This window comes from Ligilactobacillus acidipiscis, from assembly GCF_900116935.1.
Lineage (GTDB): Bacteria > Bacillota > Bacilli > Lactobacillales > Lactobacillaceae > Ligilactobacillus > Ligilactobacillus acidipiscis.
Map to the genome: position 1 here is coordinate 1,603,858 of NZ_LT630287.1, position 21,314 is coordinate 1,625,171.

The 21,314-nt window shown below is 40.4% G+C and carries 17 protein-coding genes and 1 pseudogene; 4 read left to right on the forward strand and 14 right to left on the reverse strand.

The features are described 5' to 3' along the window. Positions 1-62: 62 nt before the first annotated feature. The 4 genes from BQ5903_RS07450 to BQ5903_RS07465 are packed head-to-tail and all read right to left on the reverse strand — an operon-like array spanning position 63 to position 3,657. Positions 63-1,085 (reverse strand): L-threonylcarbamoyladenylate synthase, encoded by a 1,023-nt coding sequence (locus BQ5903_RS07450; protein WP_010499504.1) that lies wholly within the window; start codon positions 1,083-1,085, stop codon positions 63-65. 18 nt (positions 1,086-1,103) lie between these two features. Further along, positions 1,104-1,949 (reverse strand): peptide chain release factor N(5)-glutamine methyltransferase, encoded by an 846-nt coding sequence (gene prmC / locus BQ5903_RS07455; RefSeq protein ID WP_079579261.1) that lies wholly within the window; start codon positions 1,947-1,949, stop codon positions 1,104-1,106. Further along, on the reverse strand, positions 1,942-3,027 hold the full coding sequence (gene prfA, locus BQ5903_RS07460) for a peptide chain release factor 1 (RefSeq protein WP_079579262.1): 1,086 nt from the start codon (positions 3,025-3,027) through the stop codon (positions 1,942-1,944). Before prfA ends, prmC begins: the two co-directional genes overlap by 8 nt. A 54-nt stretch (positions 3,028-3,081) precedes the next feature. Then, entirely contained in the window at positions 3,082-3,657 is a 576-nt protein-coding gene (locus BQ5903_RS07465; protein ID WP_056988077.1) for a thymidine kinase, read from the reverse strand. A gap of 228 nt (positions 3,658-3,885) precedes the next feature. Here BQ5903_RS07465 and BQ5903_RS07470 point away from each other — a divergent pair, with 228 nt between their 5' ends. Together BQ5903_RS07470 and BQ5903_RS07475 are read left to right on the forward strand one after the other, a co-directional pair. Beyond that, positions 3,886-5,235, forward strand: a complete 1,350-nt coding sequence (locus tag BQ5903_RS07470) for a Mur ligase family protein (RefSeq protein ID WP_010499511.1) — start codon at positions 3,886-3,888, stop codon at positions 5,233-5,235. After that, entirely contained in the window at positions 5,235-5,936 is a 702-nt protein-coding gene (locus tag BQ5903_RS07475) for a type 1 glutamine amidotransferase (RefSeq protein WP_079579263.1), read from the forward strand. The genes BQ5903_RS07470 and BQ5903_RS07475 overlap by 1 nt, the downstream gene beginning before the upstream one ends. A 76-nt stretch (positions 5,937-6,012) precedes the next feature. On the opposite strand, the gene ltrA (BQ5903_RS07480) is transcribed toward BQ5903_RS07475, so the two are convergent. The 7 genes from ltrA (BQ5903_RS07480) to BQ5903_RS07510 all read right to left on the reverse strand — a co-directional run bounded on the left by ltrA (BQ5903_RS07480) (position 6,013) and on the right by BQ5903_RS07510 (position 13,407). Then, positions 6,013-7,398: a group II intron reverse transcriptase/maturase gene (ltrA, locus tag BQ5903_RS07480; RefSeq protein ID WP_079579635.1), complete on the reverse strand. Its 1,386-nt coding sequence runs from the start codon at positions 7,396-7,398 to the stop codon at positions 6,013-6,015. A gap of 528 nt (positions 7,399-7,926) precedes the next feature. Next, positions 7,927-8,892, reverse strand: coding sequence for a mannose-6-phosphate isomerase, class I (manA, locus tag BQ5903_RS07485; protein ID WP_010499521.1), 966 nt, complete (start codon positions 8,890-8,892; stop codon positions 7,927-7,929). Positions 8,893-9,251: 359 nt separating this feature from the next. After that, entirely contained in the window at positions 9,252-10,493 is a 1,242-nt protein-coding gene (locus BQ5903_RS07490; protein ID WP_079579264.1) for an ISL3 family transposase, read from the reverse strand. 124 nt (positions 10,494-10,617) lie between these two features. Continuing rightward, complete coding sequence (locus BQ5903_RS07495; RefSeq protein WP_029605717.1) at positions 10,618-11,619, reverse strand: serine hydrolase domain-containing protein; 1,002 nt, start codon at positions 11,617-11,619, stop codon at positions 10,618-10,620. Between the two features lie 5 nt (positions 11,620-11,624). After that, positions 11,625-12,287: a histidine phosphatase family protein gene (locus BQ5903_RS07500; RefSeq protein WP_010499526.1), complete on the reverse strand. Its 663-nt coding sequence runs from the start codon at positions 12,285-12,287 to the stop codon at positions 11,625-11,627. A 27-nt stretch (positions 12,288-12,314) separates the two neighbouring features. Further along, positions 12,315-12,581 (reverse strand): hypothetical protein, encoded by a 267-nt coding sequence (locus BQ5903_RS07505; RefSeq protein ID WP_010499528.1) that lies wholly within the window; start codon positions 12,579-12,581, stop codon positions 12,315-12,317. 85 nt (positions 12,582-12,666) lie between these two features. Further along, on the reverse strand, positions 12,667-13,407 hold the full coding sequence (locus BQ5903_RS07510) for an amino acid ABC transporter ATP-binding protein (protein ID WP_079579265.1): 741 nt from the start codon (positions 13,405-13,407) through the stop codon (positions 12,667-12,669). Between the two features lie 621 nt (positions 13,408-14,028). On the opposite strand from BQ5903_RS07510, the gene BQ5903_RS07515 reads away from it, so the two are divergent. After that, positions 14,029-15,207 carry an IS256 family transposase gene (locus BQ5903_RS07515; RefSeq protein WP_057785074.1) on the forward strand — a complete coding sequence of 393 codons (1,179 nt, stop codon included), beginning with the start codon at positions 14,029-14,031 and terminating at the stop codon, positions 15,205-15,207. 250 nt (positions 15,208-15,457) lie between these two features. Here the strand turns inward: BQ5903_RS07515 and BQ5903_RS07520 are convergent, their stop codons facing one another. Continuing rightward, positions 15,458-16,768, reverse strand: a complete 1,311-nt coding sequence (locus tag BQ5903_RS07520; protein ID WP_079578588.1) for an IS1380 family transposase — start codon at positions 16,766-16,768, stop codon at positions 15,458-15,460. Between the two features lie 451 nt (positions 16,769-17,219). Further along, positions 17,220-18,113 (reverse strand): IS982 family transposase, encoded by an 894-nt coding sequence (locus BQ5903_RS07525; RefSeq protein ID WP_079578748.1) that lies wholly within the window; start codon positions 18,111-18,113, stop codon positions 17,220-17,222. A gap of 234 nt (positions 18,114-18,347) precedes the next feature. On the opposite strand from BQ5903_RS07525, the pseudogene BQ5903_RS07530 reads away from it, so the two are divergent. After that, positions 18,348-19,646, forward strand: a pseudogene (locus tag BQ5903_RS07530) (ISL3 family transposase); the annotation flags it as partial. A 23-nt stretch (positions 19,647-19,669) separates the two neighbouring features. Here the strand turns inward: BQ5903_RS07530 and ltrA (BQ5903_RS07535) are convergent. Beyond that, positions 19,670-21,109 (reverse strand): group II intron reverse transcriptase/maturase, encoded by a 1,440-nt coding sequence (gene ltrA / locus BQ5903_RS07535; protein WP_079579665.1) that lies wholly within the window; start codon positions 21,107-21,109, stop codon positions 19,670-19,672. Between the last annotated feature and the right edge of the window lie 205 nt (positions 21,110-21,314).

Consider the following 21,314-nt stretch of genomic DNA (forward strand, 5'->3'; position numbering starts at 1 on the left):
AATTTTGCGGTAAAAACCAGAAAAATCTATAATATTCCGAATAAAAAAATTTTCTCAAAAACCTAATCCTGCGGTTTGAAATAAGTGCCTCCGGAAGATTTTTTCAAACGATTCATATACGCTGCACCAAGACCTTTTTCTTCAAAAGAACATGCTAAGATCCAGTTAACTTTTTGCTCATTATCGAAATAACGTAAACCATCAAATAAACGATGAGTAGCCGAAGCCAAGTCATTACCCATATCATAAGGTAAAACATTAGCAGGAAGTGATCCTTTTAAAATTTGTGAAGGTGCCATGATACCTATGTTTTCCGATTGGCTGCCGGCCCATGCCAAAGCTTGCTTCCAATCATTTGGACGCACGATCAACACCTGGGCTGCCGGAGCATAATGCTTATATTTCATTCCTGGGGCTTTAGGTGTTTCGTTAGCACCTACTTTATGCTGATCAGAATCAACTGAAAGCCCGATCGTCTTTTCGATCTGTTCAGAAATAATACCACCCGGTCGCAAAATTGCTGGTTCTGAGGTACTCAAATCAACGATCGTTGATTCAACACCAACTGCAGTTGGCCCATCGTCTAAGATTCCCGCAATTTTACCTTCCATATCATGAAAAACATGTTGAGCTGTTGTCGGGCTGGGTTTACCAGACGAATTAGCGGAAGGCCCAACGATCGGCACCCCTGCTTGGGCGATCATCTTGCGAGTAGTTTCATTTTCCGGCATCCGAAATGCAGCGGTGCTTAAACCACCCGTGACAACTGGTGATAAAGAACCGGGTTTTATTTTAAAAACCAAAGTTAGCGGACCTGGCCAAAATGCCTTGATCAGCTTTTCACCGTATTGACCATAGTCAGCAATATATTCAGCAGCCATTTCCGGCGAAGAAACAGTCACGATCAAAGGATTGTCAGAAGGACGCCCCTTAGCTAAATAGACACGCTTAACGGCTTGTTCATTGGTAGCATCAGCCCCCAAACCATAAACAGTTTCAGTTGGAAATGCAATCAGTTCGCCTAACTTGATTTCTTCAGCAGCTTTTTTTGTTTCTGCTGGAGAGTATATCTTAGTTATCATCATATAATAAATTCATCCTTTCTATTTAAAAATCACACGTACCATACGATCATGTGCTGTGATATCACGTTTTAATGTAACTTCTGCTTGAGGAAAAGCTTCCTTAAATATTTCAACAACTTGCTTTCCTTGTGCATAGCCGATCTCCAAATACAATTTAGAATTCACATGAATATAGCTTGAGACCTGCTGAGCTATCCTACGATAAAAAGCCAAGCCGTTATCAGCCGCAAACAAAGCCAAATGTGGTTCATGTTCAAGTACACTTTTATCCATCTCATTTTGCTCGTTTTGACTAATATAAGGTGGATTACTGACTATAATATCATAAGGACCATCTGTCAAAGGTGCTAACAAGTCACCTCTTAGTATGGAAACATCCAAGCCCAAATTAACTGCATTTTCTTGAGCGACTGCTAACGCAGCTTCAGAAATATCAGTCAATGATACTTGCCAACTGGGCAACTGACTTTTCAGCGCTAAACCGATCGCTCCAGTACCAGTCCCAATATCTGCCACTTTTTTGGTTGTCCGCTCATTTCCTGAAATGATCCAGTCGACTAATTCTTCTGTTTCTGGACGAGGGATCAAAGTTGCTGAAGTTACCTTAAGATTTAAACCATAAAAATAAGCATTACCTAACAAATATTGGGCCGGCCACCCTTGACAATATAATTCGACATTTTTTTTAAAATGTTGCCACTTTTTTTCAGGAACTTCTTTTCTAAGATTCATTAAAAACTCCGTTGCTGAAAAATTCATTTCTCCATATAATAATAAATCAGCTGCTGATGGATCCAAACCAGCCTTTTTTATAAAAGAAAAAGCCCATTGCTGAGCTTCAAAAAAAGTTTTGCTGTTACTCATTTTCTAAGTTCTCCAAAGCTTTTGTTTGATCATACAAGATCAAGGCATCGATCACCTGATCAAGTTCACCATTCATAATGCGATCCAACTTGTTAAGAGATAACCCGATACGATGATCGGTGACCCGATTTTGTGGGTAATTATATGTTCTGATCCGCTCGGAACGGTCACCGGTCCCGATGGCCGACTTCCTATTCTCATCATATTCATTTTGTTCTTTAGAAGAATAGTAATCGTAAACACGTGCCTTTAAAATTTTCATCGCTTTTTCCCGGTTTTGTTGTTGTGAACGCTGGTCTTGCATCGCAACTACGATTCCTGTCGGCAAATGGGTCATTCTGACAGCAGAAGAAGTCTTGTTAATATGCTGTCCACCAGCACCGGATGAGCGGTAAACATCGACTCGAATATCTTTAGGATCAATATCGATCTCAACATCTTCTTCTTCAGGCATAACAACAACAGTCGCGGTTGAGGTATGAACACGCCCTGCAGATTCTGTTGATGGAACACGTTGAACACGATGCGCTCCACTTTCATACTTCAGCTTCGAATATACTTTGCTGCCATTGATCAACAACGCAATTTCTTTAAAGCCACCGACTTCAGTCACATTTTTATCAATGACTTCGATCGACCAGCTTTGTCTTTCAGCGTACTTACTGTACATATTGAAAAGATCAGCTGCAAACAAGCTAGCTTCATCGCCACCGGCGGCACCCCTGATTTCCATGATAATATTCTTACCATCGTTAGGATCTTTGGGCAGCAATAAAACCTTGATCTCATCTTCTAAATTTGCACGTTCTTCTTTAGCAGCTGAAAATTCATCCTTGACCATTTCGTTCATTTCATCGTCGTCAAGACCGGTACGCATCATCTCATCATCGTCATCAATAGTCTTTTGAACTTTTTTTAACTGACGAAATTTTTCAACTGTTTCCCGCAGATCTCCCATTTCTTTGGATAATGCAGTAAAACGCGCGGTATCAGCTATCACATCTGGGTCGGAAAGAAGCTCAGCTAATTCTGCATAGTGATCTTCCAAAACCTGCAATCTTTCAAATATCTTATCCATTAGTAACTCCTTTACTTATCTTCAGCTTTTAAATGAGGTCTTTCAACAATTGGCTTAATTTTCTTTTGGGGGATCAAAATAATGTTTACGACACACAGGGTAATACTGCTCATTGCCTCCAATAAGGATCTGCTCACCAGAATATACAGGGGAACCATTATTGAAGCGTAAATTCATGATTGCTTTTTTATTGCAGAACCAGCAAATAGTTTTCATTTCTTCTATTTTATCTGCATACAATAATAAATACTTTGATCCCTCGAAAAGTTCATTACGGAAATCATTTTTTAAACCAAATGTGATGACTGGTATTTTCAACTGATCAACAATCTTAGTCAGCTCAATAATATGATGTTTTTTCAAAAATTGAGCCTCATCGATCAGTAAACAAGATATATTTTCATGTCCATCTTTCACTAACGAAAAAACATCTGTTTCGTCAAAAATAGGCACAGCCGTTCTTTTTAACCCGACCCGACTCGCAATGTAACCTACACCTTCACGGTCATCGATCCCACTGGTACAGATCAGTACTTTTTTACTTTGTTCTTCATAATTATGTGCGACTTTCAAGATTTCGATCGATTTGCCGCTGTTCATCGCTCCATAGCGAAAAAATAACTGTGCCACTCTGCTTCATCTCCAACTAAAACTTCATTCCTTAGTATAAATGATTTTCAGAAAAATTTCATCTCTTCATTTAAAATAGATCACTGACTGCTGTAAAAATGCCCCTAGAAATACGAGAAACTTAAAAAAAGTAAAAGCCCGCATTACCCTAACTGATTTATGGTAAGATACCATATGGTACTTATTTTTAAGTAAAGATACATTATTTTGGAAGTGGAGGAAAGACAAATGACGCTGAAAAGCTCGTTAGCAATTGCAGCCGGTAAATCTTCATACTGGTTCTTACACAATTTTATGCATGGTGGAACTTCATTACCAGGTAAAATAACACTTTCAATCGACCCTGATGTTTTACGCGATTTGGCTAAAAATTACGAGATCGTGATCATCACTGGTACGAACGGAAAAACTTTAACAACTGCACTTACAGTTAAAGTCCTACAAGCAAAGTATGGCAATATCTTGACTAATCCCAGCGGATCTAACATGAAACAGGGGATCGTCACAGCCTTTTTGACTAACAAAAAAAGGAAGAACGGTAAAAAAATTGCAGTTTTAGAAACTGACGAAGCTAATGTCCCGATCATTTCAGAATATATCAGACCGGCTGCGTTTGTTTTGACTAATCTTTTTCGCGATCAAATGGACCGTTATGGCGAGATCTATACAACTTATGAAAAAATTTTAAAAGGGATCAGGATGCATCCAAAAGCAACTGTGATCGCAAACGGAGATGCACCGATCTTTAACAGCAAAGAACTGCCTAACCCCCTGATCTATTACGGCTTTGACCACCAAGATGACCAGGAACAAATGGCTCCGGCCAACACAGATGGTTTATTGTGTCCTAAATGCCAGCACATTTTACATTTTAAAAATCTAGTTTATAGTAATCTTGGCAAATATTACTGCCCTAATTGCGGTTTTAAGCGGCCAACACTGCAGTATCGAGTTAATAAGTTAAGTAAACAAACACCACAATCTTCAACTTTTGAGATCGATGGTCATGAAATGACGATCCATATCGGCGGGACCTACAATATTTACAATGCACTTGCAGCATATACCATTGGTGCTTTTTTAGGTGTTGAACCAAAAAAAGCTGTCCAAGCTCTTAGCGATCCCGACAGTAAAGTTTTTGGACGACAAGAAGTGATCAATGTTAATGGCAAAGAAGTCACGTTGATCTTAGTTAAGAATCCAGTCGGATTAGATCAAGTTTTACAGATGGTCAAAAGTGACCAAGAACCCTTCTCCCTGGCTATTTTGTTAAACTCAAATTATGCTGATGGGATCGACACCAGTTGGATCTGGGACGGGCGTTTTGAAGATCTTCCTTTTGACAGGATCCCTGTTGTCTTGACCGGCGGCGAACGCTATAAGGATATTACTTTCAGATTAAGGGTCGCCGGCGTGCCTGAGAAAAACTTTGAACAAGAAGAAGATCTTGAAACCGTGTTGAAAAAAATCAAAGCTATGCCAACAAAACATGTTTACGTCTTAGCTACTTATACTGCTGTTTTACAGCTTCGTAAAATGTTAGCACAACAGGGTTACATTAAAGGAGGAATGGATTGATGGAATATTCATTGAAGCTGGCCCACCTTTATGGTGATCTTTTGAACACATACGGAGACATCGGCAACATCTTGACATTGCAATATTATGCCAAGCAAATGGATGTTGAACTCGCTGTTAAAGTTGTTTCATTAAACACACCTTTTAAAGCCGATGATTATGATATGTTTTTCTTTGGCGGCGGCCAAGATTACGAACAAATGATCGTTTCCAAAGACATTCAGGATAAAAAACAGGGATTGACCGATTTTATCGAGGACGGTGGTCCAGGCTTAGCGATCTGTGGCGGATATCAATTGTTGGGCAAATATTATATTGGAGCTGACGGGCAAAAAATATCCGGTATTTCAGCTTTGCCTCACTATACTAACAGTCAAGATAACAACCGCTTCATTGGAGATATTACAATTAAAAATGAAGGATCTGGTGATGTATATCATGGGTTTGAAAACCACAATGGCGTCACGTATTTAGGAAAAGGTGAACGTCCATTAGGTACAGTTATATCTGGTCATGGAAATAATGGCGAAGATGATGGTGAAGGGGCCATTTACAATAATATTTTCTGTTCCTACTTTCATGGCCCGATTTTAGCCAGAAACGGAGAACTAGCAAAAAAAATGCTGTTGACAGCTCTTAAAAGAAAATATCCTGATGCTGATTTTTCAAAGCAGGAAGCTTTAGAAATTAAACCAACTTAATCGGGTAGGAGATAGTTCACACTATCGACCTCCCACACCACCGTACGTACGGAACCGTATACGGCGGTTCAACAACTTAAGCTTTTGCTTGAATAGACTGGTACAGTTTGGACAGATTTATTAGCCCACGCTGTGCCAGTCTTTTATTAGTTATGGTCATCAACAGTGTTTTACTGTGCGCGTTGCGCCAGTATCCCTTACGAGTATTGACGTAGATTTTCGCCTGTTTGGGTGTCAAGCCTAGTTTAATCAATGCTTTATAACGGGTTCCGATATTCTTCCACTGTTTCCAGATATACTGGCGGATGCGCGAGCGCAACCATTTGTCTAGTTGTTGGAGAAAGGTTTTCATCTTCCCAATGGAATAATATTGGATCCAGCCCTGCATTTTCTGCTTAATTTCATGCAGAATCCTATCAAGGCTGACGCCTCGGCTTCTCTTGGTGATTCTTGTCAATTCCTGTTTAATTCTCTGTTTAGGTTTTTGATGAGGACGCGGGTAGGCGCTATTGCGTCCCACACCCAGAGAAAAACCTAGAAACTTCAGTCTTAGTGGAGAACCGACTTGCGTCTTTTCTGCATTCACTTCAACTTTGAGTTCCTTTTCTAAAAACTGGGTGATGCTTTTGAGAACCCGTTCACCCGCACGCTTACTTTTAACATAGATATTACAGTCATCCGCATAGCGTACAAATTTATGTCCTCTTTTGGTCAATTCTTTGTCCAGCTCGTTCAGATAAATATTTGCTAGTAATGGTGAAATATTGCCACCTTGCGGTGTACCTTTAGCGGACTTCTCGAAAAATCGACCATTCATAACACCACTCGTCAAGAACTTACGAATCAAATGCAAGACCCATGGCTCACTAATGTAATTTTCAACAAATTTAATTAGTAAATCATGGTTCACATTGTCAAAATAGGACTTTAAATCAAGGTCGACCACGTAGTGATAACCCTGATTATAATAAGCAACCACCTTTTTCACAGCACTTTGTGCACTGCGGTGTGGGCGAAAACCATAACTATTATCTGAGAATACTTTTTCAAAAATAGGAGACAGTTGCTGTTGTAACGCCTGTTGAACCACACGGTCAACGACCGTTGGGATTCCTAACTGACGTTTCGAACCATCTGGCTTAGGAATCTCAACTCGTTTGACAGGTTGGGGTTCATAGCTTTCGGTTCGCAAGGCCTCGATTAGTTTTACGTTATTCTCTTTCAAGTATGGGCCAAGTTCCTCAACGGACATGCCGTCAATTCCTCCAGCCCCTTTATTACGCTTGACATGGACAAAGGCCCGATTTAAATTATTCCGGTCTAAGACCTTCTCACGTAATAAGCCATTTTGAGTTCTCTTTTCACCAGAAACAACGCTACGCGCTCCTGTTTGCTCTGACCCTTCCAGGGTTACCCTCCGCAGGTAGTCAGCTTTATTTTCTGTTTTCTGCGATTGTCGTATTGTTTCCACCTCCAGGATGAATCAAAATTATTGTTGTTCAGCCCTTCACCATTACTGGCTACTATGGCCTCGGCTGACTTCTGTCATGGACAACTCAACATTACTATTGAGCCTGTTCCTGCCAGAAATAACTTCCAGCTTGAGAGAACTACCATGACAGACCTCCCCGGGTAAGAGCAGTAGCTTTCGCATCAAACCGTTGGCTTTACTGTGACGGTTTCGAGTGGTCAGGGACTTCGATTTGTTAAGCAATCTCATCCCACCGTTTCCAGCCTTTTAGCCACTTCTTGTTCATCGATTCGATGTTTCGTCTAGGACTTCCTTCAGATTCTACCTCACGATAGACACCCTTGTCTTCGACTCGTGATACCGGCCACTACGGCTCACAGCGGACTTACACCGCCTAGTTACTACCCATGCCGGGCGCACTTAAAAAAAGCACGGATCAAGATCGATCCATGCTTTTTGGGACTTTGTCATATTGTGTTGATAGTCCTTAGAACTCTATCTTTATGGTAGGGTTCTTTTTTATGCTTCTTGTCCGGGTTCAGAAGCAATGATAGTTAAATTGCCATTCAATTGCCATTCTTTGACAGCAGATGGCAAAATAAAATGAACACCTTTTTTGATTGGATAGCTTTGGCCATCTATTTTGATCTCACCTTGACCATCAAGAACTGAAACCAAAGTATAGGGTGCCTCTTGTCTCTTGAAAACCGCAGTTCCACCAGTCAAGCTCCATTTGTAAACAGCAAAAAACTTAGTAGAAACAAAACGAGTGACCTGCGCATCACCAACTGTATAGTCTTTGCGGTTTAGTTTAGGCTCTGTAAACGGTACATTCGTACAATCAATCGATTGTTTTAAATGCAGCTCTCTTTTCTTACCAGTTTTTTTGTCAACACGGTCAAAGTCATACAAGCGATAAGTAGTATCACTGCTCTGCTGTGTTTCTAAAACCATGATCCCCTTACCAATTGCATGGATCGTGCCGCTAGGAACATACAAGAAGTCACCCGGCTTGACCGGTACATGTCTAAACAGCTTATCCCACTGCTGATTTTCAATCATTTCAGTTAACTCAGCCTTAGTCTGCGCATGGTGTCCATAAATCATTTCTGCGCCAGGCTCGGCGGCTAAAACGTACCAGCACTCAGTTTTACCTAGTTCTCCTTCATGTTCTTTTGCATAAGCATCATCCGGATGAACCTGAACTGAAAGATCTTCACGAGCATCTAAGATCTTCGTGAGTAAAGGAAAGACGTCCCCTTTGGCATCACCGAATAATTCCCGGTGTTGATCCCACAGTTCAGTTACAGTCTTCCCCTTGTACGGGCCATTGATAACGGTCGCGGGACCATGTGAGTGACCTGAAATTGCCCAGCATTCGCCAGTATGATCGCTAGGAATATCATAACCATATTCACTAGCCAACCGTGAGCCACCCCAGATTTTTTCTTGAAAATAAGGTTGTAAAAACAATGGTTCAGTCAAATTGATTCGCTCCTTTTTTGTTTCAACTTTATTTTAACCGTATGTGAAAGTTTTGACAACCTAATAAAGCAGTATTGCTCTTTTATGTCTCCAACCTTTTTGACATTTAATGAAGCAAAATTTGACAGAATGAAAAAAGTCGATATCCCATTTGCTAGACGGAAATATCAACTCACAAATTATTATGGGACTTTGTCAAATAGTGTTGATGGCCCATAGAACTCTATCTTTATGGTAGGGTTCTTTTTTTACTGCCATAGCTAGATTAAAGTGTTTGGGTTGGGAGGCAGGTGCGGGTCCGAAGCGTAGCGAAATGGGCCCGCACCTGCCTCCCACAGTGTTGACCTAAATTTTTTATCTTAGGCATGGATCAATTTGATGCGGATAAAGAAATGCCTTAAGTTACTGAATCCGTAACAGCTACGTTTAAGTTCTTTGATCTTGCGATTGATCCCCTCTAACGGCCCATTAGAGTAGTCATAGAGACAAGCGTTCCTGATCCCTAAGTAGTTCTTTTGAATGGTCCTCATGACGGTATCCATTTCAGTACCATTGGGACGGTAGTTCATAACTAATTGTTGTAAAGTAGCCCGATCGCGGTTGCGAATAAAGGTTAAGATCGTTTGATAGGTCTGATAGTTTTCTGCGAACTGTGGAAAATTCTTGAGTCCCAGATCGACCACATTTTGGGCAGTCGTGTATTCATTTAATCCCCGATAATATTTAACCTGGGAGGTCTCAAGTTGATTTTCAGCTAAGTGGAATAAGCGCCAGTTGCTTTTTAAAACTTTATAGTTGCGGTCGTGGTGGTCGTTGATCCCTTTTAAAACACGCAGCCGTTCATGGTCAAGTGCCCGACCCGCTAACTGAACAATATGGAAACGGTCAAAGACGATCAGTGCGTTAGGAAAAAGACGACGGACGAAAGTCTGATACTGCGCATTCAGATCCATGGTCACCAGTTGAACTTTTTGACGCTCAGAAAGTGTATAAGTATTGGTGAAATACTCGCGGATCGTCTGCGAGAGACGATCTGGCAATAAGGTGACCAAATCATGGGTTTTTGCGTCAATGCAGATAAAAGAAAAGCAGTTCTTAGTTGAACGAAATTCGTCAAAACTGAGAGCTGTCGGCAGCTCTTTGGGCGTTACTAAAGCTCGCTGATCCTTATACAAGATCCGTTGAACCGAGGAAGCTGAGATTCCCACGGTCTGGCTGATCGTCTTGACTGTCAGTGAGTTTTTAGCCAAAGTCGCGATTTCGTGGACTGCTTGGCGGGTGATCGAGTGCCGAGGTGGAGCGAGCTGCGTCTGCGCGCTAAAAGTATGGTGGCAAGTTCGGCACAGATAACGCTGTTTGCGCAAGTTCATGCGGAGCGGTTGTTCACCTAGGCTGGGTAGTCTCATCTTGGTCAGGCGGGTCCCATTCTGAACGATATTCGTGGAACCACAATTAACACAGCGTTCGACGGGGTAAGTCAGCGTAGCTGAAAGCAGTTTTTCGTGAACTCCGGCCTGTGAAAAATCAGTACAAGCTGAAATTTTGATATTTGGGTCTTGGATATTGAGTAAATTTAGGATAGAATCAGTTTGGGACATCATTTATACCTCGCTTTGATTTGGTTTTGTCGCTTTAATCGTAGCATATGAGGACAAATGATGTCCTTTTTTGTACAAAAATAGTGCTGATGAACGCTCATCAACACTAAAAAGTTTAGACCCATTATTATTTTTCTTTAAGATAAGTTTTGATCAACTGATCCCGTGCTTGCAGATAACGGCTATTTTGTTGCCGCGGATGTACGCGGTTTGTTAAAACTACCAGTGCGTCTTGCTTTAACCTATCGATCAAAATAAAAGTCCCTGTGTACCCAGTGTGATATAAACATGCTCGTCCATCTGGAGTATCACACAGATCAAAGCCTAACGAACGATGCCCCGTTTTATTTGGCGTATAGTCTGCGAACAAAGAAACTACTGTTTGATCAGACAGTAGCGGAAGCGTTCCGAACTGACCCAAAAGCCAAGAAACATACTTAGTTAAATCATTGAGTGTCATGAACAAACCGGCAGAAGCACAATGCTTACCCAAGACATACGCCTTCGGATCATGTACCTCTCCCTTGATCAACCCTCTGATAGGATCAACAGCAGTTGGAACACAATATTGCTTGCTGGGTTCAAAAGTGCTTTCATTTAATTTCAAAGGCTTAAGAACTTCATTTTTGAAGACCGTTTGGACAGGCAAATGATAAAATTTCTCAATGATCTGTCCCAGTAATATCATATTAATATCTGTATAAACTACCTTTTCACCCAACCAGTCACCAACATGCATTTGTTCGTAAATTGCAGTTAATAACTCTGTTGCATTTAGTTGATCACGATCCTTGATATACCCAGTAATTGCTGAAGTGTGTGTCAATAAGTGCCGTAAAGTGACACGTTGGTCTGTAAAACAAGGTAGGAGCTGAGCAATTGGCTGATCTAAAGAAAGTCTTTGTTCCTCGAGCAACTTTAAAATCATTGGGGTCGTACAAACGACTTTTGTCAATGAAGCGACATCGTATAACAGCCCTGGCACGAGTTTCTCATGTCTAGGGAAAATTTCTTTTTCACCAAAAACTTCCGACTGCAGCTTTCCCTGATGGATCATTGAGTAAGAAACGCCCGGCACTATCCTCTTTTCAGCTAAATCGTGTAGTAACTTTGTTGTCTTTGGGTTCAAAAACATCACTTCTTTTTTCCAGCAAAATTAGTAGTTTTAATAACAAATTTTTCCTGCTCATAATCAACACGCACTACGTTAGTATTTTTGACCAACAATAGTGGTACACTGCCATTCAAGCTTTCGATAAAGGAAGATAAAAGCAAGCCATGTGTCACGATCAAAATATTGCGATCAGCACCACCATAGGCTCTAGCAATTGCTTCTAGAGTATGTGTCATCCGTTGACTTAAGTCGGCACTGGACTCCAATGGCGCATCATTTGACATCCGATCAAACAAATCAACTAAACCATTCGCATGATGTTTGCCAAAAGCCGTTCGTAAAATCTGAAAGGGACCTAACGCACGCATCGCGTTAGGTATCAGAGTTCTTTTTCTAGCTTCTTCATATTGTCCAAAATCAAACTCCCTAAGATCACTCAAATAAAAGCTTGGCGGGTCTGGAAATTCATTCATTTGGATGATATTATTTGCAGTTTCTTGTGTGCGACGCAAGTTACTCGCAAAGACCGCGCTGAATTCGACATCAGCTAAACGGCGCCCAAGTTTCCTCGCATCCCTTATCCCCCGAACTGTCAGGGCAGAATCAGTCGTTCCTTGCAAACGCACAAGACGATTTACTTGAGTCTGTCCATGTCGTACTAAATAAAAATGTGTTGTCCCCATTTTCTCCTCTTAAGTATGGATGGTTAGTTAATCATCCAAATCTTCTCCAATATCAAGTCCATAAATTTGACCAACTGGCTGGTCCTTATCAGCAGGCGTCACAACTATAACAGCGATTGCCCCTTTACTCGAAACATAACCTGCAAATGAAACAACTTCTTCAACTAAATATGCATTTGCATCAGTATTATAAATGTACTGTCCGGCAACTGGCATACTTTCAAAATATGTCTTGTTCATCCGATAGTAATCATTATGTTCTACATCATGCATCACTAGAATTACTTTCAGCATTTCAATTTCCCCCACTTTGAATAATATCTATCACAAGACTAAAATCATACAGATTATTTAGCAAAATGTGTAGCAAAAAAGTTGCTTACACATCGATCACTTTTTCAAGGAATACTTTAGTTCTTTCATTGGAAGGATCCTCAAAGATTTGCTGAGGAGTCCCTTCTTCCAAAACTCGACCATCATCCATAAATACCACTCGATCTGCCACTTCCTTGGCAAAACCCATCTCATGAGTAACAACTACCATTGTCATTCCATCTTTAGCTAATTTCTTCATTACAGCTAGCACATCACCCACCATTTCAGGATCAAGCGCTGATGTAGGTTCATCAAAAAGCATAATATCAGGATTCATTGCTAAGGCACGAGCGATTGCTACCCGTTGTTTTTGACCACCAGAAAGTGAGGCTGGCATAGCATCAAATTTGTCGGACAATCCAACAGTTTCTAATAAATCTTTAGCGGTCTTCTGTGCTTCTTCACTAGTTTCTTTACCTAATTGAGTTGGAGCAAGTTTAATATTTTCACCAACCGTTAAATTATTAAACAAATTAAAGTGTTGAAAAACCATGCCTATATTTTCTCGAGCTTTATCAATATCGACCTTAGGTTCACTAATATCCACTCCGTCAATCTCAATCGAACCGGAAGTAGGATCTTCAAGCTTGTTTAAACAGCGTAATAAAGTACTTTTTCCTGAACCGGAAGGGCCAATAACAACCACTACTTCATTATTTTTGACAGAAAAGTTTATTCCTTTCAAAACGTGATTATCACCATAACTTTTATTTAAATCTTTAACATTTACTTTTAAGTCTGACACTAGAACCCCTCCTCAAACGATCTTGCTTCTTTTATAACTATTCAATGTGAATTTTTCAAAAGTTAATTCAAATCTAATGTCACAAGTATACCACATTAGTAAATCTACAACATCGATATAATTAAATCAAAGCAAACTAAATTCATTTTTGTTAAGTTAATTTAAAATTAGCACTTTTAGACAACCAGCTTTGACAACTTTTTTGGTTTTTCTTTTCACTTTAAATAAAAAAAGTAATTTCATTTTTTTCAAAAATAAAGAGTCAACCGCACTACGAAAACAAATATATCTTCTAGACCAAAAGCTCTTTAAAAATTTTAACTCAATAGCGATATCCTTTTAAAAGACTTAGTAGTCACATCAGTGAAACTAAAGCAGAGCAGTTTTTTTCAGGATTGTAATGGTGAATAATTATCTTGATTTAGTGGACCATTAACATTGATATTTGAGAAGTTGCTTTTTTAAATTTAAAAGTACCATCGCAAATCATGAAAAAAAACGGCGTTCTTGTAAAACGAGAGTATAAAATAGTTTGTGTAAATAAATAAAATCCTATTGAAAAGGGAATCCCTTCCCCGTATGATTAAATCGTCAAACCAAACCAAAACGGAGGGATTCCCCATGGAACAGTTTACCAAAGATTTAACCAAAACTCTATTATCAAATGGCGATGTTAAAGAACTTTTTCGCCAACAACTTGAAAAAGCTATTAATCAAATCTTACAAGCTGAGTTAACTTCGTTACTCGGTTATGATCCTTATGAACGTAATGGTTTTAAGGCTAACAATTATCGGAATGGTCAATACTTTCGGTTAATTGATTCCGAATATGGTAAGTTGAAAATTGCTGTGCCGCGTGACCGACAAGGCAAGTTTCATAATCATTTACTTCCAGCTTATTCTCGTCGTCAAGATGCTTTAGAAACTACAATTATTCAACTTTACTCTAAAGGTGTTACCACTCGTGAAATCGCTGATTTGATTGAGAAAATGTATGGTTCTTATTATTCAGCTACAACTGTTTCTAACATTACTGCTCAAGTAACTGAGCAGATTGAAGCTTTTCATCAACGAACCATTAAAGCAAACTATGTTTGCTTATTCTTAGATGCAACTTATTTACCTTTGCGTCGTGACACAGTTCAAAGAGAAGCGGTTTATATTGCCTTAGGAATTACACCCACTGGAATTAAGGAAGTTCTTGATTATCGCATTGCACCCAGTGAAAATGCTGAAGTCTGGTCGGAAATGGCAGCAGATCTTAAGCAGCGAGGGCTTAAACAGGTTCAATTAATTATTGCGGACGGAATGGTCGGACTTCAACCAGCGCTGTTACATGCTTTTCCTAAAGCAAAATTTCAAAGATGTTTAGTTCATGTTATGCGTAATATTAGTACACATGTCCGTTTAAAAGACCGTGAGGTCATTTTAAATGATTTCAAACAGCTTCATTCGGTAACTAATAAAACTGAAGCTCATAAAATGCTTGCCGATTTTTATAGTACTTGGGAAAAGCAATACACAAATCTGATTAGTCACATTAGGTCAATTGAAAAGGAATTATTAGCTTTTTTGGCTTTTCCAGCCGCAATACGCCCAACCATTTATTCAACAAATATTATAGAATCGCTAAATAAAAAGATTAAACGCAAGACTAAAGCAAAAGAACAGTTTCCCAATGAAAAATCATTAGACAATTTCATTGGAGTGCAAGTAATTAGTTACAACGAAAAGAACTTTAATCGAATTCATCGTGGATTCGGACAAGTTAAGGATACATTAGAATCACTTTTCGACTGAAAAGATTTAATTTTATGGAGAAAGGGCAATCCCTTTTTACACAAACTTCTTGACACTCCCTGTAAAACTATCAAATACCTGAATTATTCATACTTTTGAATTATTCATACTTTTCGTTGCAGTTAAAACTTTGTGCAAAGTTACTTTAGTGTGTAAAAAAAACAGCTTTTTGTTAGTTTTGTTGTCGGACTGTTTAAAAAAGGACAGACTTCACCCTTTCCCTAAGAAAAACATTTTTTATTTTGTGAGTTCACAGCGGATATATTTTTAGATTTTGAATCTTGAACAGTGTCTGCCAAAATAATTTATCGAACACATTGGTCTGAGATAAATGGACCCAGATTTGACGCGCATGGTGCGTGACCTTAGCTGCCACATGGAGTAATTTAAAACGGATCGTCCCGACCTGAGCGTGTTTAAGCTTTGTTGGTAAAACTAAGTTCTTCATGGCTTGCAGTATATTATAAGCGACCCCAGCTACCAGCATCCGGAACTCATTGGCCTCAAAACTAGAACTGTCCGTTTTATCAAAGTGAAAGCCACGTTTAACTTCTTTGATCAAGTCTTCCATGGAACCGCGTTGGTGATAGAGGGCAAAGACTTGTGGACCGCTTAATTCTTCCAAGTTGGTCACGATAAACTCATGGTCAAACAGAAAGTTGCCCGCCGGCCGCGTTGATTTAATAATCACACGATAAGGTCGTGACCAACTTTGAGGACAATAGTCTCGCAGGACATGCCATTGGACTTCAGCTTCGGTGAAGTCCTGGTCACCCACTTGGATCAGGTTTTCAGCCCGACTTTGGAGCTGGTAGTTCGCTTTTAAACGAATCACGAACTTAGCCTGCTTTTTATCACACGCATGGTAGATCCCTGGAGCTGCGAAACCAGAATCTCCTCGCACTAAGACATCCAGGGAAGATCCGTCATAGGCCCGTAAGCTCCGTAATAAAAATTTAGTCGCACCTTGGGAAGTATAGCGATTGCCGGGGCGTAATTGAGCATTCAACAAGCAGCCCGATAAAGCATCAAAGGCTAGTAAAGGATGATAACCGTTGGTCTGGTAGTGACCGTTATAAGCACTCTTTTCTTGGTCACCAAACGTATCGGCATGTGTCGAATCTAGATCAAGGATCAGCTGATGTTGATTTAGCTGCCCAAGAACAAAGTGAGCTACCGAGCCGAGCAATGATTTGACTGAAAAGAGCCCAGACGCTGAAATGTGATTGATAAAGCGTGAAAGTGTCGGCTGGGAAGCGACCGCTTGAGACAAGACCAGCTTAAAATCAACGGCGTGTGACAAGGTATTAGCCGACTGATCTTGGCAGTATCCTGCCAGCAATTGCAACAGCAACTGCTTAAATAAATTGTTCAAGGGAAAGGTACAATATTTACGGTCATCTTTAAAATGCAAGTTATCTTCTAAGAGCTGGTCAAAGTGAATTTGGTGCAGAAATTCAGCAATTAATAAAGTTCCGGCATCGTTCGCTAACTCACCACCGTCATTAGAAATGTTGATCTGGTCATTGAATAAAAGTTTTTCATGATGTAAAGTTGACATAAGGAGCACTCCTGTTCTTTGTGGTTTTCAACGACTTAACAATAGCACAGGATGTGCTCTTTTTGTACACCCAACAGGTGAAAAACGAAAAAGATGCGAACTAGCATGACAACAACAAAAAGTAGTCCTTAAGGGAAAAGTATGAATAATTCAGGAAATAATATGTTTTCTCTCCTACCTCTGTATACCACCATACATTTGTAACCAAATGTATAGAACAACCCAGATACCATACCAAATGAAAGTCCATAAATCTTTTTTAAATTCTTGTCATCCATTATCTTGTACTATTCCCATGTTCTACAGACGACACCCTTTTATTTCATTAACAATTACTTTCAGGACACTCACTTTTTTAACCCGTACTTGTTACCCTATTGTGGGACATTAAATTCCAGCGAACTATTGGTAAAATGCATCTGTTGAAAATAAAGGTTCTATACGCGTGGTGCTAGTTCGTAATAATTCTATTTTCTGTAAAATCAAAAAAGCCTAAATTATAAATAAAGACGGTCAATTCGATTTTTAACCAAAAGCCTACCACTGACCGCGTGAGGTTTTTTTCGATCCCATAATCTTCAACTAGGATCGAGAAACGGGATTCGATCGTGCGCCGGAGATCTTTCAAAGCCGGAACATTGTGCTGTTTGGCTCCTTTCATGTTTGAACGGTAAGGTGTCCAGAGCTCATAACCTAGCTCGCCAAAATCTTCTTGTAAGGGCTGTCCCACATAACCGACATCCGCTAAAACAAAGGGACACGGACAGCCTGCGATCAAAGTTGACGCCGCTTGGGTGTCATGTTTAGAGGCCTCGGTGACAGTGTAATTTAAGATATAACCGCTGAGCGAGGTCTCAAAATGAGTCTTAAACCCGTAAAAATACATGTCTTTGGTCGCATTGTAGCCTAGGTCAGCTATGCCGCGGAAAACCTTGGCCCGCTTATTTCTAACTTTTTGGCATAAAGGGTTAGGCAAACTATCAATGATCGCAAACTGTCCTGTTTGCGCATAGTCGCGAGTCAACCCCTGCCGCATGGCCATGACCACTGGGAGAAGACGTTGTGCTCGTCGGTTAAAACGGGAGCGCTCAATGTTCAATTGATGTGGGATGAAGGTCTGTGCCCAGGCAAAGAATTTACGCTGGGAGTGCATCTGTGTAATGACCTGTAAACACAGTAAGGCTAAGATCTGCACATCAGAAACACGAGAATTAGTGGTGTTACGGCGTTGCGAAATATAGCGCGGGCAGTATTTTTGATAAAGCTCAGCACAAAGAACTTTAAGTTGAGCTAAATTGACTTGTAAATTATGTCGTTTTTGTTTAAACTTTAAGTGGTCCAACAAGATCAGGTCTCCTTTGTTTAAGTCACTTAAGAGTCTAACCTTGTTGGGCTTTTTTTGTAAAATTTTGTACTAAATAGTTGAATGTTACGAACTAGCACCACGCGTGTTCTATAATATTTGGTACTGATAGAAAAATCTTCTCTCAGTACCAATTTTGTTTTATGATAAAAAAATAGAGATGGAGACACACTTCATCTCAAAGAAATAATCCCTACACTGAAAGGAATGTCCTACATGAAGAATTGTACACTGGATCTATTGGGAATTAAAGACTCACACCTGGAATTTGATCCAAAATATAAGAATAAAGTGATAGCTGCAGGATTTTACCAGCATAAAAAAGTCCGCAAGATCCATTTGCGGCAATCTTATCCTTGTGCTTGCCCAGTTTGTGGTCAAAAAATGCGCTACAACGGTTTTAAAACCGTTGAGATGCTCGGTTTGCCTTCGGGTGGGATCACAAATGTTTTTTCGATCCGCAAACAAAAATATCTCTGCCCGGCTTCAGCTGCCTGCCCTAAAACTATTACAAAACTTGCGGAGATCAAGGACGTCAAGGCTAACGACCAAATCTCACAAGCCGTTAAATATCAGGCTATTTCTAAATTAGACCAGAATATCTCACAAAAAGATATTGCCGCTGATTTTGGGATCTCTGGAATGACAGTGATGCGCTTTGCGCAAGAGCTCTCAACTTACTTAAGGCCCAATCATCATTTCTTACCGCAAAATATCGCTTTTGACGACTTTAAAGCGGGCAACTTTTCTAGTAGCGGCATGAGTATCATTGTCATGGACATTGCGACACGCCGCACGTTAGATATCGTGCGTTCTCGGCATAATACATACTTACGAAGTTACTTTTTACAATATGACCGTCAAGCTCGCTGGGCAGTCCAAACGGTCACAGTTGATCTGTACTCGCCTTATCGATCCTTGATCCATGAGATCTTTCCGCAAGCGCTGATCATTGCCGACCGCTTCCATGTCGTAACCCAAGCTTATCGGGCCTTAAACTTAGTTCGGACACAAACCATGAAACAGGCGGGACAGGGTTCGCACAACGCACGTGCTTTGAAACATTATTGGAAATCGTTAACTAAAGACTCGACCAAACTTGATTTTAAAACCTATCGTAAAAGCAGAAACTTTCGTAATATGCAGTTATGTGAACAGGATATTGTGGAGCGTTTATTAAACATGTCCTCCGCTTTGCGACAAGCTTACGTTTATTATCAAACACTTTTACAAGCTGTCCATCAGCGAGATCCAAGGCTCTTAGAAAGTCTAACACGTTCAGCTGCAGGCATGCCTGAGCCCATCAAAAAAACTAATCGTACCTTGCGTAAACATCTACAAGAAATCAAGAACAGCTTTCAGACGACCTTTTCTAATGGACCCGTGGAAGGAACAAACAACAAGATCAAAGCCATTAAAAAGACTGCTTACGGTTTCCGGAACTTTGAAAACTTCCGTTTACGTCTTCTCATCGAATTAAAGAATAGTTATGTCAGTTTGAATTTTCATAGTCACAATCGGGTAGGAGATAGTTCACACTATCGACCTCCCACACCACCGTACGTACGGAACCGTATACGGCGGTTCAACAACTTAAGCTTTTGCTTGAATAGACTGGTACAGTTGGACAGATTTATTAGCCCACGCTGTGCCAGTCTTTTATTAGTTATGGTCATCAACAGTGTTTTACTGTGCGCGTTGCGCCAGTATCCCTTACGAGTATTGACGTAGATTTTCGCCTGTTTGGGTGTCAAGCCTAGTTTAATCAATGCTTTATAACGGGTTCCGATATTCTTCCACTGTTTCCAGATATACTGGCGGATGCGCGAGCGCAACCATTTGTCTAGTTGTTGGAGAAAGGTTTTCATCTTCCCAATGGAATAATATTGGATCCAGCCCTGCATTTTCTGCTTAATTTCATGCAGAATCCTATCAAGGCTGACGCCTCGGCTTCTCTTGGTGATTCTTGTCAATTCCTGTTTAATTCTCTGTTTAGGTTTTTGATGAGGACGCGGGTAGGCGCTATTGCGTCCCACACCCAGAGAAAAACCTAGAAACTTCAGTCTTAGTGGAGAACCGACTTGCGTCTTTTCTGCATTCACTTCAACTTTGAGTTCCTTTTCTAAAAACTGGGTGATGCTTTTGAGAACCCGTTCACCCGCACGCTTACTTTTAACATAGATATTACAGTCATCCGCATAGCGTACAAATTTATGTCCTCTTTTGGTCAATTCTTTGTCCAGCTCGTTCAGATAAATATTTGCTAGTAATGGTGAAATATTGCCACCTTGCGGTGTACCTTTAGCGGACTTCTCGAAAAATCGACCATTCATAACACCACTCGTCAAGAACTTACGAATCAAATGCAAGACCCATGGCTCACTAATGTAATTTTCAACAAATTTAATTAGTAAATCATGGTTCACATTGTCAAAATAGGACTTTAAATCAAGGTCGACCACGTAGTGATAACCCTGATTATAATAAGCAACCACCTTTTTCACAGCACTTTGTGCACTGCGGTGTGGTCGAAAACCATAACTATTATCTGAGAATACTTTTTCAAAAATAGGAGACAGTTGCTGTTGTAACGCCTGTTGAACCACACGGTCAACGACCGTTGGGATTCCTAACTGACGTTTCGAACCATCTGGCTTAGGAATCTCAACTCGTTTGACAGGTTGGGGTTCATAGCTTTCGGTTCGCAAGGCCTCGATTAGTTTTACGTTATTCTCTTTCAAGTATGGGCCAAGTTCCTCAACGGACATGCCGTCAATTCCTCCAGCCCCTTTATTACGCTTGACATGGACAAAGGCCCGATTTAAATTATTCCGGTCTAAGACCTTCTCACGTAATAAGCCATTTTGAGTTCTCTTTTCACCAGAAACAACGCTACGCGCTCCTGTTTGCTCTGACCCTTCCAGGGTTACCCTCCGCAGGTAGTCAGCTTTATTTTCTGTTTTCTGCGATTGTCGTATTGTTTCCACCTCCAGGATGAATCAAAATTATTGTTGTTCAGCCCTTCACCATTACTGGCTACTATGGCCTCGGCTGACTTCTGTCATGGACAACTCAACATTACTATTGAGCCTGTTCCTGCCAGAAATAACTTCCAGCTTGAGAGAACTACCATGACAGACCTCCCCGGGTAAGAGCAGTAGCTTTCGCATCAAACCGTTGGCT